Genomic DNA, 13,759 nt, shown 5'->3' on the forward strand with positions numbered 1-13,759 from the left:
GAGAATCACTTAGGCAAGAACCAGGAGGTCACGCTTCAATAGGAGGATTATCACTCCACAGCAAAGGGTTGCGATTGGTACCATCAGAAACACGGTTCAAGCACGGTGAAACAGTCAATTGGTCGTTTCGGATCGTGACTGAGGATGGACGAGCAGTAACTGAATTTGACGAAGCACACGGTGAAGTGTTGCATCTCATCGTCGTTCGGCGAGATATGACCCATTTTCAGCATCTGCATCCTGACGTCAAATCGGACGGGACATGCAGTGTTGGAGGTTTTTCATTGCCTGAGCCGGGCGTATACCGGGCATTTGTCGATGTAGTCATTGAGGGCCATTCAATGACGCTTGGATTTGACCTCTTCGCACCAGGGACTGCAACTGTAGAAGAGCGTCCTGGCACGTCACGGCAGGCCACTTGTGAAGGGTACGAGATCCACTTACTCACAGACAACGTTACTGCTAGTGAAGCTACGCGATTGCTATTTGACGTGCATCGCGACGATGGATCCGTAGCAGAGCTAGAACCGTATCTTGGGGCACTCGGCCATTTGGTTGCCCTTCGTGAGGGAGACCTCGCATATCTTCACGTGCATCCAAGAGAAACAACATCTCAGCCGGGCCGTGTCGAGTTCGATGCGACTTTCCCAACGTCGGGTCGGTATCGGCTGTTTCTTCAGACAAAACCAGAGGGCAATCTCATTTCGACCTCGTTTGACGTGCGAATCGAAAACTAAGCTATCCTCATCTCACCTTTTACCGTGTTCAAGTATATGATTAACATTGAACAGCACTGGGCTAGAAAAGCTACTCTGCTGACTGTGGTTCCTGCGGCAAGGGAAGACCAGGTAAATTCGGAAGGTCCAGATCAACTCTTCGAAGGAACTGTGCATTGACAGCGACGACGACGGTAGAGAGAGACATTAAAAGGGCACCGACGGCAGGGGACAAAAGAATCCCAATTGGAGCAAGGACCCCCGCTGCCAGTGGAATGGCAAAGACGTTGTAACCGGCTGCCCAGACGAGATTTTCCTGCATCTTTCGGTAGCTCGCTCGACTGAGTTTAACGAGTCGCACGACATCAAGGGGATTGTTCTGAACGAGGATGAGATCCGCAGACTGGACTGCAACGTCTGTACCACTCCCGATTGCAATACCAATATCGGCACGAGTGAGTGCTGGCGCGTCATTAACTCCATCGCCGACCATTGCGACGAGTTTCCCCTGCTCTTGTAACGTAGTGATTTTCGAATCCTTATCTTCAGGAAGCACTTCAGCAAAGTACGTGTCAATACCAAGGTCGTCTGCCACGGCTCGTGCAACACCTTCGCTGTCACCGGTCAACATTGCAACCTCGATATCTAACTCGTGAAGTGCTTCGATTGTCTGTCGGCTTTCTTCTCGAATTACATCTGCAAGCGCAAATGCCGCTATGGCTTCGTTATCCCGCAGTAGATAGACGACGGTCTGTGCGTTTTTACCAGCAGTATTCGCGAATTGGGTGAGTTCAGGAGCCAGTTCAATAGCCTCCTGTTCGATGAGATTTGGGCCGCCGACAAAGACTACATCATCATCGATGGTTGCGCGGACACCACGACCTTTGATGGCTTCGAAATCGCTTGCTTGTGGGACAGACAGTCCCTGATTGGCTGCTGCGTCACGAAGTGCTTGGGCAATCATATGCTCCGAATCGCGTTCAACAGCAGCAGCCATTGCAACAGCTTCATCATCGTTGATTCCACTGACGGTCATAACGTCAACGACACCCTGCTCACCTTTCGTGAGAGTGCCCGTTTTGTCGAAAACGACAATATCGACTTCACGCGCTTGCTCCATAGCGATCCGATCACGAACAAGCATCCCGTTTCGAGCTGCGAGTGAGGTGTTGATAGCGACGACAAGCGGCACTGCCAGGCCAAGCGCATGGGGACAAGCAATAACGAGGACGGTAACAACTCGTTCAATCACCATCGTGCTAAACGACGTAGCAACGGTCCATCCGATGGCCGTGATGATCGCTGCGGCAACTGCTGCATAAAATAGCCATCCTGCAGCTCGATCAGCAAGAACCTGTGTTCGAGACTTACTCTGTTGGGCTTCCTCGACGAGTCGCATAATACCGGCGAGTGCCGTATCATCGCCAGTAGCCGTGATTTGAACGCGAAGGCTGCCATCACCATTGATCGTCCCACCGATAACCTCATCACCAGACTCCTTGAGAACAGGACGGGATTCTCCCGTGATCATCGATTCGTTGACCTCAGAGTGGCCTTCCGCTACTACACCGTCTGCAGGAACATTCGCACCCGGACGGACAAGAACACGGTCATCGGTCTGGAGATCACTAACAGGGACTTCTTCCGTAGTGCCATCGTCAAGAATGCGTTCTGCAGTGTCGGGAAGCAGTTTTGCTAATTCATTGAGTGCACCAGATGCGCGCCGGACACTCCGCATTTCAATCCAATGACCCAGCAGCATGATGTCGATCAGCGTCACCAGCTCCCAGAAGAATGCTGATGTCGTCGGGAGAATGATGCTCGCAAGACTGTAGACGAAGGCAACGGTGATCGCCATCGAGATGAGCGTCATCATGCCTGGTGAACGATCTCGCAGTTCCGGGAGTGCCATTTTGAGGAATGGCACACCACCATAGGCAAACACAATTATCGCGAACACGGGATTGATCCATTCACTCCCAGGGAACGCGGGGACCGAGAACCCAAGCCACTGCTGGAGAGCCTCACTATAGAGGAGAACTGGGATCGAAAGGAGCGTCGACACAAAAAAGCGCCGGCGGAACATCTGCTCGTGGCCAGCGTGCATCCCGCCATGGCCATCGTGGTCTTGGTCTCCGTCTTTGTGTCGATTGTGAGTTTCGTGTTCTGGTTTCTCCGTGTCTCGTGCTTCATCCTCTACGAGCGAACGCTCTACATGAGATACCTCTCGTCCCTGCTTAGACTGATATCTTTCGTCATCTGAGTGCATGTGGTGATTGGTTTCATCCTCAATATTTTCTCCATCCCCTGTTGAGTTGTCGTGCTCGTCCATAACTGAACCTCGAAGAGTCACCTACGTCATCACGCGTAAAGGAAGTATGGTTGGTTCTCACCCTTCGAATTGTTCTACTTACGTACGAACGCATGTTCAAAAAAGCGGATTGGGCTCCGGGAGAACGTCCGAATTCCGACCTTACGCGGACGCCATGTCACGGCAGCTCTCTGCACACTCTTCGAGAACTTCGGCACAGACCTGGCAGTGCTCATGATCGTGTCGGGAACATTCTTCGGCACATTCTTCGGCCGCACCAGCAGTGGCCTCGGCAAGTTGCGGGCTATAATTGGAGTTACGCGCCATGAATCGAGCGTGATCGGCGGCAAGGTCGGCCACATCTCGACACAGGCGAATACACCGTGACATGTCCATCTCTTCGTCCAGACACTCGTCGGCACACCATTCACACGCCTGAACCGCCTCGAAGCAGTCGTTCATACACTTTTCACCGGTATCGCTCAGTTCGAGTTCTGATAGTGCCATCGCATTCATTACTTCAACGGCTTGCCTTTCCCCACTTGTTGCTAACAGGGCAAAGGTACGATGCGTCGAAAGAGGGGGAGAGAAAGCAGGGACATAAAAAGGCGCCTAGCGTTTCAGATGTAGATTGCCGACACGCTTTACATGATCGCTGGTAGATGTTCGGGACGAGGGATAGATATCATGGTAGAACTCGATCAAACGGATACTGATATTCTGCAACTGTTAATGGACGATGCACGTCGCTCGTACACCGATATCGGTGAACAAGTTGGGCTGTCGGCCCCGAGCGTTTCAAACCGTATTACGCAGCTTAAAGAACTCGGGGTCATCAACGGCTTTACTGTGAATATCGATCGCTCAATGCTCGCCACAGGCGATGATATTTTGATCGAAATCGAAGCACAGCCGGGCAGTGAGGAGACGATTGTAGAGTCATTATCGAATGTGGATGCAGTCGAATGCATCCTACAAGCAGTCGATATGCGAATCAGTGCTCACGCGTATATGAACGATCGAGAGATCAAACAGCTCTTCTCTGAAACACTTGATGGTCAGCACATCCAGAGTTACGAGATACGGAAGATAGCGAATTCCGTCTGGAAGCCACAGATCAGCCGATCCGATTTAGCGATCGAATGCATCGAATGTGGAAAGCCAATTCAGGGAGATGGCATAACACTCGATACTGAAGAGCAGCAATACTATCTCTGTTGTCCATCGTGTGAATCACTCTTCCGAGACCGATATGACGAGTTGAAAAGCGGGGTGTGAAAAGGAGATGCCGGGTCCTCTGGGCTGCGTGTCGATCCGTATCACGAATCTAGAAGTTTCGATGCAAGCGTGAAATTAGTGGTTCAGCTACAATCACCCGTGTGAAAACAGGGCCCACAAAACTGAATCAACAAGGAGCCTCTTTTTATCAATACCGAGGAAATATATTATGATAGGCACTGTCTAGTTAAGCCAGTTTGAGAAGCGAGCAGTTCAGTGGTTTTGGTGTCTATGCTCAACCAAGAACTGCTCAGCGAGACGTTAGAGACAGCGAATCTTGAATGTTGGGAGCGTGAACGGACGGCGACGTTAACGAGACGCTTCGCGTCTCGTTCGCACACCAGAAATCTCCGATTTCTGGGGACGCCCGTCAGGGCGTTCGCCGTCCGGCTCCACGCGACCGGGTGTTCACTCAGAGAAACACAAGCAATTCTTGCGCTCTTCGGCGTAAAACGGTCACATCAAGCGATTTTTCAATGGGTTCATCGGATATCTGACAGCGTGTCCGACCCGCCGTCGGCATCGCCGACGCGGGTCGCGGTCGACGAAACCGCTGTCAAAATTAACGGCGAGTGGTCTTGGGTGTACGCTGCAATAGACACCGATACAAAGCTGCTGCTCAGTATCCAAGTGTTTGATCGGCATGGCACTGATTCGGCGGCTGCGTTTTTGTCTGGATTGGCCGAGAAACACGATCTTTCGGACGCCGTGTTTCTCGTTGATGGCTATGGATATCGGACTGCCCTCTTTCGAATTGGGTTAAGCGGTCGGCTCGACTACACAGAGCGAAACCTGATCGAAAAGTGGTTTCACACGCTCAAACAGCGGGTCGACCGCTTCCATACGTCGTGGGTGGGCAGTCGGCCCAGCGTCCAGCGGTGGCTTGAACAGTTTGTGCACTACTATAACCATCAGCGACCGCATCAATCGCTCAACAACCGAACGCCTGTCGAAGAGGAGCTAAACTAGACAGTGCCTTATGATAGAACTCATATAACCAACAAATAATTTGTTTTATTGTCAGTTCGGTTGTTGTCCCTTTGGGGGGAAATTCCATGCCCAACGAACCACGAGTTACGAAACAGACACGCAGACAGTTCCTCGGTGTTGTAGGCGGTGCTACGATTGGATTGACATCCACCGTGGCCGCACAAGAAACGTCATCGGGAGATAACCACCAAGGCATGTGCTGCTTTGCTCTTGGTGGTCGAGTTTCTGGCTGGCAAGGACGAGGTCCACAGTCCATCGCAGGACAAAAGAATCCAACACTCCAACTCGAACCCGGCCGGACATACGGAGTAATGTGGCAGAACCTGGATGGACAACCGCACACATTCGCGTTGCGAGATTCGAGCGGGAAGAATCTTCCCGTGATACTTCCGACCGTCCGAACGATGCAGAACGGTGGTCCAATGATGGGTGGCCAAAATGGAACAACGATGGGGGGACAGGATGGCCACATGATGGGCAGAGAAAATGGCCCGATGATGGGTGAGCACCAAAACGGGGGGAAACCTCCGAAGGATGCGATCAAAGTCACACCGCAACTGGCGAAGAAAGGAGCGGTTCAAATGCTGGCATTTGTCGCCACTCGTGACGTCAAACAATATCTCTGTACTACTCATCCAACAACGATGGTCGGCCAGGTGAGAATGACACAGCAAAGCGGTGACAGCGGGAATCATGGTGGAGAAGGCAATCAAGGTAACACCGAAAATCACGGCCACGGAGACAAAAGTGGCAATAACGGAGGTTCATAATTACTGATTTGGAGACCTTGGTCGACATCACCAATGACATCGGTTTCTCACAGCGGTTCAAGTCTCTGCTGAGGAGGTGAATAGTCGAGAAAAAATAACCTATTATTTTGCTCAGTGCCAGGCGCGTTGTCGATGACGCAGAATGAGGAAGCCAAGAGTGATGATGAGAAGTACCTGTGCCACTTTATCGATCAGACCGAAACTCCCGACGTGGGGCATTCCATCATTGATCCACAGGAGGATTTGAACAGCCGTATAGAGAATCCCCACACCATAGAGATACAATCGATTGACGCCAATAAAGAACAGACCGATACCACCGAGAAATCCGAGTCCGGCAAGAGCCATGATCTGTTCGCCATGTTCGAAATAGAGATAGAAGTGCACGGCAGCAGTAAAGAGTGCAAGTAACGCGACGCCAAAGTGAGTCGGAGAGACGGTGAAATTCTGCCGGCGTGTACTAGTGTACCTATACACTGGTGCCGTTGCAACTGTCCCTAACAGGAACAGTCCACCGACCATCAGCAGCCAGCCATTCACGAATCCTTCTTCATCACCACTGTGTCCCTCCCCCTCGTGGCTGTGGCCAGATTTGGTCTGACCTTCCTCGGCGTGATCGTCCCCTGCGTCAGTCTCTCCACCATGACCATGTCCTGATGCAGTGGTTGTTTCGGTTCCATGACCGCCACCAGATTCGACTGTGGTCTCTGTTCCGGGGCTATGTCCTGATTCGGTTGTCGTCTCTGTACCATGTCGTCCCCCATCATGGTGGCCATCGTCTTGGCTCGATGTTGTCGACGTTGTTGTATGATCTTCACTACTTGCCATCGCAAAACCTGGTGAAGCAATCAGAAAGACGATACTCAGTATGAGGAGTAGGCGTCCGATTCGTTGCCAGTTGGGCTTCATGAGTGGCGGTTGACCGCGATGGGGTATAGTTCGCCACGAGCGTTTTCATCCAGTGAAAATACCCTCGGAGATAATCTTAGCAACCTTATGAGAATATATTGAAGCAAAGAGCAGATATGTACCATTCTATGATCAATTGATCCGGAATTCTATACCGTTCGCTCTATTATGATTTTAACCGGAAGTACACTACACACCACCTGACGAGTGTAAATCCCCGGATAAAGCACTCAGAAGACGTCTTCGCGGTGGTTTTGGATTCTATAAACCGTATGATGCTACACCTTTTGCTTAGCCCCCGGAAGATCACAGTTTCGGAAGATGAGTCATTTTCGGATGTTTTCTGGGTCAATTGCGGCATTATTGGGCTCGTTTGGTGAGGACACAACTGCCACTCTCGGATAAATCTCCCCAAGTGAACGAAAATAGCCTAAAAGTCGGGGTATCGTAGAGCGTCGCCACTCACAATGGGCGATCCGAGTCGGTGTACAGTGCTAATCCGGCGGAAGTAACGCTGAGCAAACCAACTCGACGCACTCGCCAGCCGTCAGAACTGGGGCGTACTCCATCTCTCCGCGGACACCCGCCTTCAGCAGGAAATCGGTGAGTCGCCAAATGTTGTGTAGCAGTACCGCGAACACGAAGTAAAACAGCCGTACGCGGTAGTCCTTGGAAGAAGTTTTTGCGAGAAAATCGTTCTTGATGCTCTTGTATTCGTTCTCGATCTGCCAGCGACGACTATAGCGGTGACAGAACGTTTCGGCCTCATCCGGTTTCACTCGGAGATTCGTCGTGAAGACGGTCGTTCCCTCGCCGCTCGTCGACGGCACGTACAGGAAGCGCAGCGGGTGAGACCCTGCCTCAACATGAACCGAGGCCGTCTCAACAGCCACCTTCTGGTCGTCTTCTTCCATCCGCGCGATCACCTCGCGTTCCGAGCTCGTGATCCGCTTTGGGATGAGATAGTTGATGCCGAGGTTCGATAGCGTTTGGAAAACGCGCATCGAGTCGAACTCCCGGTCGCAGAGGACCGTCTCGATCGGAACGTGTTCTTTCGCTCGTAGCAGGAGTCGGCGGACGACACGATGGATTTGATTCGGCGGGTTCTCGTCCCACGACGAACTCTCACGTACCGGCTCAACAGCCAGAACGAGCGGGATATTCCGACCGATAATTGAGAGGGTCGCAAACTTGAACGCTCGGCCCTCTCCGCCTTTCGTCCCGCTAACCATCGGCATCCCCTCAACCTCACCGTAGTAAGGGATAGTCGTGATGTCGATCGCTACGGTAACTGGGCGGCGAAACGAGGATTCCGACTGAATCACTGATAGAAGCCGTTCTGTCGCCTGCTGAAATCCATCAAGTATGCTCTCTGGATCGAATTTCTTGACGGCGCGGAGATGTGTATCCCCGTGAGGCCCGTACTCGTTCCCGCGACGGAATTTGAATCGAGCCGCACCCTGTGGAGTACCACAGTGAACCATTCCGATGAACGTCTGAAGCTCAAAGAATCGTGTATCCTCGTAGGTCGCGTTCTGAGCTCTCCCAGAGTCGAACGAACCGAAACCATGGTCACGAGCGAGCCGCGTTATTCGATAGATTTCTTCATTGGAGAATTCGGTTACATCCTCCGTCGGTTCAGAGTCCTTCTTGGATGACTGCTCCACCTCCTCAAGGGGCCGGACTTCAGGGACAGAGAGATTCTCATAGTAAACTTCCTTGACCAAGCAGTGTGCGCTTGCCGTGATATACCCACGAACATCGTCGTCAAACCGGTTGCGCCACGTTCGCGAGAGGACCGATTCGTCAGGGATTTGCTTGAGACCGAATACACCTGTGAGTTCTGGGTGCCGCGTGAGGGACCGATAGCTGTCTCCGGTGACTTCCAGATAGATGAAGAGCTTGAGCATACCGTGAAACGAGTACGATGTAGGATGCCACTCTGGATAGTCGTCCACAAGCGTCTCAATTTGAAGGCTGAGATCGGTGAGTGCGGTACAGAAGTCCGTTCCTTCACGGAGGTTATTGCGGAGTTTGAGAGCAGCGACAAATGCGTCAGTTAATCGGCGGCCACGCTGTTCCATCGGATAGTCTTACCAGCAAATAAGAAACAACGGTGATGGCTCTTTCTCCTTGATAATCCCGCGATATACAAACGAACCAATTATCGAGTCTAAGCTGATCAAGAGTGTTAATCCGAAGGAGTCTGAACACCATATGAATATCCAAGTTTCTCACGTAGCTGACGGAACGCATCCAGTATCTTTTCTCCATCTTCACCAACAGGGATTTCGACTCGTGCTGGTGGAGTAGCACTCTCTGAATTTAGGACTCGCCAGACCGTTCGACGGAGTAACGACTCCTCAGACACCGGCTTCCAATCGAGACGAAGAAGGTTCTCAGAAAACAGTGCAGTCACCTTCCTCAATCGTTCCAAATCATATGATGCGCTCTTCTCTTTATTGGAGCAATACAGAGAGTCCCATTTCAAATCATACGTGGTACCATTAGTTGTCCATGAGGCAAGTCCACTAAACGGGACAACAGCTGAACCTCGTACCTGATCAAGCGTCTCGTTCAATCTCTTAATTACTCCCTCGTGTCCCCCCGCGTTGATTTCCCGGATATGGGTCTCATGCGGCACTGAGCGATACAGCCACGACTGTTCGGTCAGAATTGCAAATTCGACGAAGTAGAACATGCGGTCCCTCCACGCATCAGTATCACTGTCTGGGATTTCGAGTAATGACTCAATCACCTCCCGGTCTTCGGGAAGCGACGCCCGAAATTCCTGATCTGAACGGACAAAGACACATTCGGAGTCGGGAACCCGTGATAGTTCTCGTTGTATAGTCTCAAATTGATCGTGCTTTGGATCAAGCTCTAGGTGGACAGTGGTTCCGTAGTCCACCAGAACACTAACGACTCGGTTCTCGACTGTCACACCGCCGAATTCATCCCAATCCATGACACCGGATAAACTTCGAGTGACGAGGCTGTGTGTCGGGTTCGCAGCATCGAATTTCTCTGTAAACGCCATTGTTACGATCCTCTGTTTTACTGATTTGAAAGTATTCTTGCGGAAGTCGACCAATCGTTGAAGTGATCTGTGGACACTCTATCGCTCGAAGTTTAGGTGTATTGTAGCAAGTAACCTAACTATAGTGAGAACTTCTAATATTTACGGACATATTCTCAATCCCACTAACAAGACGATTCCCACAATATAAGGGTGAAATTAAGACACGCATCAAATCCATCCTCCGAAACTGTGAAGATGAGACTACACCCAGTATAGAGAGCCCAGAATGCACGATTTCGACTGACACACAGATTTGAAACCATTTCAAACCAGAATCTAAGGCCGATTTTAGTTAGAATTCCAACTTTTTCAGGGATTGCGGACTATTTGAGCCAAAGCTATTGCTCATCCACGGGCGTTCACTGTGGTATTCGACGGCTTTAGCCAATTCCTGTTTGCTTCAGCAGGGTCAGAACGTGTTTGCCGTCACTATCGGAGATCGCTTGTACTTGCCAGTCAAGTTGACTTGAACCAGTAAATCGACCGCACGCCAGATTGAGTAAAGCAGACATGCAAACGCGAAGTAGAAAAATCGTAACACGAAGTTCTTCGAGGTCGTGGTAGCCATGAACCGCTTGATGCTCTTGTACCCACTCTCGATTTCCCACCGATACGAATATTCTCGTAACAGTTTCGGATCCCCGTTCGTCATAAACACCGAATACTGCCGATAATCCGTACACTCGGAATTGTCCCGACGTCGGTACACTAGCGTTGTTTCGTGCGGCTCGTCGGTATCCAAGCGGAGGTTCCGATCAGTAACGTACCGGTCTTGATCCCACTTCAGTAACCGCTGTGCTTGGGCTTACTCACTCGTCTGCATCCGCTTTGGAACCACATACCGGAGCCCACGCTGGTCAATTTCCTCCAAGATATGTTGGCTATCGAACTCTCGATCCACCAGGACATTATCGACGAGAACATGCTCTTGGGCAAAATCCAAGAGATCTCGGACGATCACCACCCGAGAATCTCCTTTCCGAACCGGCCGAGCATCCAAGACGATTGGTACCGCATTGCCGACGAGCTGCATTGTCACCCGCTGATAGCATACTCACCGTCGTCTGTCCCGTTATCTATGGTCCGAGTAACTCCGCCTCCACTTTTTGAAGATGTTCGTGCAACGTTGACGTTGATATGCCCAATTCATCAGCCAATCCGTCTGCAGAGATGCGCCGGGGTGTCGAGTAGTAGCCCTCCTGTCGCGCGAGTTGAAAAACCTCATGCTGTCGGCGAGTCAGTCGATGAAGTGGCAATCCTCCCAATCCCGTCCCCCAAGCCGCCTCTGTGACACCCAGTACATCGATTTCTGCACCTACAGACTTACAAATCTCGTCAATGATCGACTCTACCTCTTCCCGATTGTAGTTAGTGAGGAGTCGCCAATACTCCACACCGTTGTTACCGTCCACGGGCTCCGCGTGGACGAACCCGCGAGAGAGGAACTCGTCGCTGATTTGTGTCGTTCCGTCGTGGTCGATGAGAAGTCCTTTCGTCGCGTTCCCCGGCGTCGAAGTTGCTTCAAGTCGGTGCATCTGGTTCACTTCTGAAACGACGTACACCTGTGGATGAGCACGAATTTGTTCGATCCCCGATAAGATCTGTTCTTCGGTGTTCGCGTAGATGGTATAGAGTGTCGTCGTCCGACCGTCCTGTCTCGTCCGCGTTCCGTACCCAATCAACCCAATATCTAACTTCTCTGTCAGCTCGATGACCCAGCAGTCCGGGTGCCAGACCATGAGAGAAACGCAAAGGGCCCTGTCTGTGTGTTCGGAAGCGATCATGTGTAGTGTCTCCTGTGTTCGTTGCGACGTTGGTTTACCTCGTGTTCGCCTGCTCAAAGTTCAGTAACTTCTCTTTGAGGCCAGGATAGATATACCCGCCGAGGGAGTCTGTGCCGACAGCGCGGTGACAAGGAATGACCACCGGAATCAGATTCTGTGCGCAGGCTTGGCCGACAGCAATGGGTGCCGTTCCTAATCGTTCAGCTATCTGCCCGTAGGTTCGGGTGTCGCCGTATGCGATCGTGCAGAGTTCTCGATGAACATCGCCAGTGAATCCGTCTATGAAATCGAACGTGAGTTCGAACTGACGGCGACGACCGTTCTCGTATTCAGCCAATTGTTCTCTGATGGTATGCCGTGACTCAGCAATCCGTGTGGGGTCTAACTCGATTTGACGGGCGAATAGTTCGTACGCCATTGACAATAACAACACGCAAGAGATCGATAAAGATGGAACCGGTGATAGCAGGTCGTCCTGTTACTGGCTATCGTCTTCTAGAAGAACTGTGAACAGAATACAATTTATGAGGGAAGACAAGGTGCCAGCTTGGCGAGCATTCTTTATCGGTGCGAGAACGATCAGTCCATTTCTTGTCGGAATTGTTCCATTTGCGCTCGTCACAGGTGCGACAGCAGTACGCGTTGGCATGACCCCAGGTCAGGCAGTTGGAATGTCCCTATTTATGTTCGCTGGGACAGCGCAACTCGCTGCAATCGAGCTCATGAAGCAAGGCGCCCCTATAGGGGCGGTTGTTCTGACGGCCATCGTTGTCAACGTTCGACTCGTCATCTATAGTATTTCAGCTGGCACACACTTTGATGAGGAAAGTGTGCCAAGAAAACTACTGGCTGCGTATCTCCTCACTGACGAGTCGTATGCAGTAACGTTCACTCGATTTCGAGAGGAGACTCCTCAAGTTGGTCAGCGAATTTGGTTTTACATTGGTGCAGCTGGTGCACAATGGATAACGTGGCAAGCAGGAACATTGACGGGAGCTGTTTTTGGAGCAAATATCCCCGAGCCCATTTCTCTGGATTTCATCATCCCGCTAACGTTCTTAGCGCTGTTGATGCCGTCACTCACCGACGGTGCATTTCGAGTCACCGCGATAGTAGCCGCTGTTGTCAGCATTCTCGGTACGAATATTCCACTCAATCTTGGGTTCATCGTCGCTGTTATGGGAGGAGTTTCGGCTGGAGTAATAATCTCCTCTCGAACAAAGCCGTCTTCATCGCGATTAGAATTGACAAAGGACGAAGATGCGGACACTCCCAAAGGTGAGAGATGATGTTGATGGTGACTGGCTACGATTCAGTGATGATTTGGGTCATCATCGTTGCAGCGAGTATCGGAACGTATGTGCTCAAATTTCTCTTCTTTTTGATTTTCAGTAGAGTCAACGAGATGAACCCGATAGCTACAAAAATTCTCAATTTTGTACCATCTGCAGTGCTTGCTGCATTAGTTGCACCTTCGATCCTCGTGATCTCAACAGAACTAAACGGGACACTTATCTTTGACACACCGAAGCTCATCGCAGGAATCATTGCAGCGGGGGTTGCCTATCGTACGAATAGCGTGCTTTGGACCATCAGTGTTGGACTCCTCGCTCTCTGGACGACCAATCTAGTTCTCTAATTGCCACTCACGGTGTGCGTTCTCAGTATGGCATTCCTTCAGAAGACCAACCGTACATTCGAGGAATTGCATAGATTGAGACATTTATCGCCGACAATCATTGGGAATTGCAAAAGAGACCAGACTGGTGATAACGACCCCAAGAAGGTCGATTTTAGCCGTCAGAAAACTGGAAGCGCTGCAAATCAATCCTCAAACAACCAGGATTTGTTCGAGGGTAGTTCATACATTGAGAGCGCCAGTCTCAACTTCCGTCTGCGGCTGGAAGATGAGACTACAC

At 51.1% G+C, this 13,759-nt stretch carries 13 protein-coding genes and 1 pseudogene; 6 read left to right on the forward strand and 8 right to left on the reverse strand.

Annotated features, from left to right (window positions below; genetic code table 11):
- The first annotated feature begins 134 nt into the window (after positions 1-134).
- On the forward strand, positions 135-737 hold the full coding sequence (locus tag AC1XDK_RS24125) for a hypothetical protein (protein WP_483352578.1): 603 nt from the start codon (positions 135-137) through the stop codon (positions 735-737).
- Positions 738-807: 70 nt separating this feature from the next.
- Here the strand turns inward: AC1XDK_RS24125 and AC1XDK_RS24130 are convergent, their stop codons facing one another.
- Entirely contained in the window at positions 808-3,048 is a 2,241-nt protein-coding gene (locus AC1XDK_RS24130) for a copper-translocating P-type ATPase (protein ID WP_483352579.1), read from the reverse strand.
- A 141-nt stretch (positions 3,049-3,189) separates the two neighbouring features.
- A complete protein-coding gene (locus AC1XDK_RS24135) occupies positions 3,190-3,534 on the reverse strand; it encodes a four-helix bundle copper-binding protein (protein WP_483352580.1) in 345 nt (114 codons plus the stop codon).
- Between the two features lie 180 nt (positions 3,535-3,714).
- On the opposite strand from AC1XDK_RS24135, the gene AC1XDK_RS24140 reads away from it, so the two are divergent.
- The 3 genes from AC1XDK_RS24140 (at position 3,715) to AC1XDK_RS24150 (ending at position 6,065) form a co-directional block, all read left to right on the forward strand.
- Positions 3,715-4,305: an AsnC family transcriptional regulator gene (locus AC1XDK_RS24140; RefSeq protein WP_483352581.1), complete on the forward strand. Its 591-nt coding sequence runs from the start codon at positions 3,715-3,717 to the stop codon at positions 4,303-4,305.
- A 231-nt stretch (positions 4,306-4,536) separates the two neighbouring features.
- On the forward strand, positions 4,537-5,274 hold the full coding sequence (locus AC1XDK_RS24145; RefSeq protein WP_483352582.1) for an IS6 family transposase: 738 nt from the start codon (positions 4,537-4,539) through the stop codon (positions 5,272-5,274).
- An 86-nt stretch (positions 5,275-5,360) separates the two neighbouring features.
- The gene (locus tag AC1XDK_RS24150; RefSeq protein ID WP_483352583.1) at positions 5,361-6,065 is read left to right on the forward strand and encodes a hypothetical protein; all 705 of its coding nucleotides are present in this window, start codon (positions 5,361-5,363) and stop codon (positions 6,063-6,065) included.
- Positions 6,066-6,176: 111 nt separating this feature from the next.
- Here the strand turns inward: AC1XDK_RS24150 and AC1XDK_RS24155 are convergent, their stop codons facing one another.
- The 6 genes and pseudogenes from AC1XDK_RS24155 to AC1XDK_RS24180 form a co-directional block, all read right to left on the reverse strand.
- Positions 6,177-6,974 carry a hypothetical protein gene (locus tag AC1XDK_RS24155; protein ID WP_483352584.1) on the reverse strand — a complete coding sequence of 266 codons (798 nt, stop codon included), beginning with the start codon at positions 6,972-6,974 and terminating at the stop codon, positions 6,177-6,179.
- Between the two features lie 494 nt (positions 6,975-7,468).
- Positions 7,469-9,058, reverse strand: coding sequence for a transposase (locus AC1XDK_RS24160; protein WP_483352585.1), 1,590 nt, complete (start codon positions 9,056-9,058; stop codon positions 7,469-7,471).
- Between the two features lie 107 nt (positions 9,059-9,165).
- Positions 9,166-10,014, reverse strand: coding sequence for a hypothetical protein (locus AC1XDK_RS24165; protein WP_483352586.1), 849 nt, complete (start codon positions 10,012-10,014; stop codon positions 9,166-9,168).
- Positions 10,015-10,436: 422 nt separating this feature from the next.
- Positions 10,437-11,104 (reverse strand): annotated as a pseudogene (locus AC1XDK_RS24170) (transposase); the annotation flags it as partial.
- Between the two features lie 28 nt (positions 11,105-11,132).
- The gene (locus tag AC1XDK_RS24175; protein WP_483352587.1) at positions 11,133-11,840 is read right to left on the reverse strand and encodes a helix-turn-helix domain-containing protein; all 708 of its coding nucleotides are present in this window, start codon (positions 11,838-11,840) and stop codon (positions 11,133-11,135) included.
- A 34-nt stretch (positions 11,841-11,874) separates the two neighbouring features.
- Positions 11,875-12,258 carry a methylated-DNA--[protein]-cysteine S-methyltransferase gene (locus AC1XDK_RS24180; RefSeq protein WP_483352588.1) on the reverse strand — a complete coding sequence of 128 codons (384 nt, stop codon included), beginning with the start codon at positions 12,256-12,258 and terminating at the stop codon, positions 11,875-11,877.
- 106 nt (positions 12,259-12,364) lie between these two features.
- Here AC1XDK_RS24180 and AC1XDK_RS24185 point away from each other — a divergent pair, with 106 nt between their 5' ends.
- On the forward strand, positions 12,365-13,129 hold the full coding sequence (locus AC1XDK_RS24185; protein WP_483352589.1) for an AzlC family ABC transporter permease: 765 nt from the start codon (positions 12,365-12,367) through the stop codon (positions 13,127-13,129).
- A gap of 5 nt (positions 13,130-13,134) precedes the next feature.
- Positions 13,135-13,479, forward strand: a complete 345-nt coding sequence (locus AC1XDK_RS24190) for an AzlD domain-containing protein (protein ID WP_483352590.1) — start codon at positions 13,135-13,137, stop codon at positions 13,477-13,479.
- Positions 13,480-13,759: the final 280 nt, after the last annotated feature.

It is taken from the genome of Haladaptatus sp. HS23, from assembly GCF_056892285.1.

Excerpts from the sequence above, each read along its gene's own strand:
- AC1XDK_RS24175 (WP_483352587.1), bottom strand. The coding sequence starts at position 11,840 with ATGATCGCTTCCGAACACACAGACAGGGCCCTTTGCGTTTCTCTCATG.
- AC1XDK_RS24180 (WP_483352588.1), bottom strand. The coding sequence starts at position 12,258 with ATGGCGTACGAACTATTCGCCCGTCAAATCGAGTTAGACCCCACACGG.
- AC1XDK_RS24150 (WP_483352583.1), top strand. The coding sequence starts at position 5,361 with ATGCCCAACGAACCACGAGTTACGAAACAGACACGCAGACAGTTCCTC.
- AC1XDK_RS24155 (WP_483352584.1), bottom strand. The coding sequence starts at position 6,974 with ATGAAGCCCAACTGGCAACGAATCGGACGCCTACTCCTCATACTGAGT.
- AC1XDK_RS24165 (WP_483352586.1), bottom strand. The coding sequence starts at position 10,014 with ATGGCGTTTACAGAGAAATTCGATGCTGCGAACCCGACACACAGCCTC.
- AC1XDK_RS24185 (WP_483352589.1), top strand. The coding sequence starts at position 12,365 with ATGAGGGAAGACAAGGTGCCAGCTTGGCGAGCATTCTTTATCGGTGCG.
- AC1XDK_RS24130 (WP_483352579.1), bottom strand. The coding sequence starts at position 3,048 with ATGGACGAGCACGACAACTCAACAGGGGATGGAGAAAATATTGAGGAT.
- AC1XDK_RS24190 (WP_483352590.1), top strand. The coding sequence starts at position 13,135 with ATGGTGACTGGCTACGATTCAGTGATGATTTGGGTCATCATCGTTGCA.
- AC1XDK_RS24135 (WP_483352580.1), bottom strand. The coding sequence starts at position 3,534 with ATGGCACTATCAGAACTCGAACTGAGCGATACCGGTGAAAAGTGTATG.
- AC1XDK_RS24160 (WP_483352585.1), bottom strand. The coding sequence starts at position 9,058 with ATGGAACAGCGTGGCCGCCGATTAACTGACGCATTTGTCGCTGCTCTC.
- AC1XDK_RS24145 (WP_483352582.1), top strand. The coding sequence starts at position 4,537 with ATGCTCAACCAAGAACTGCTCAGCGAGACGTTAGAGACAGCGAATCTT.
- AC1XDK_RS24140 (WP_483352581.1), top strand. The coding sequence starts at position 3,715 with ATGGTAGAACTCGATCAAACGGATACTGATATTCTGCAACTGTTAATG.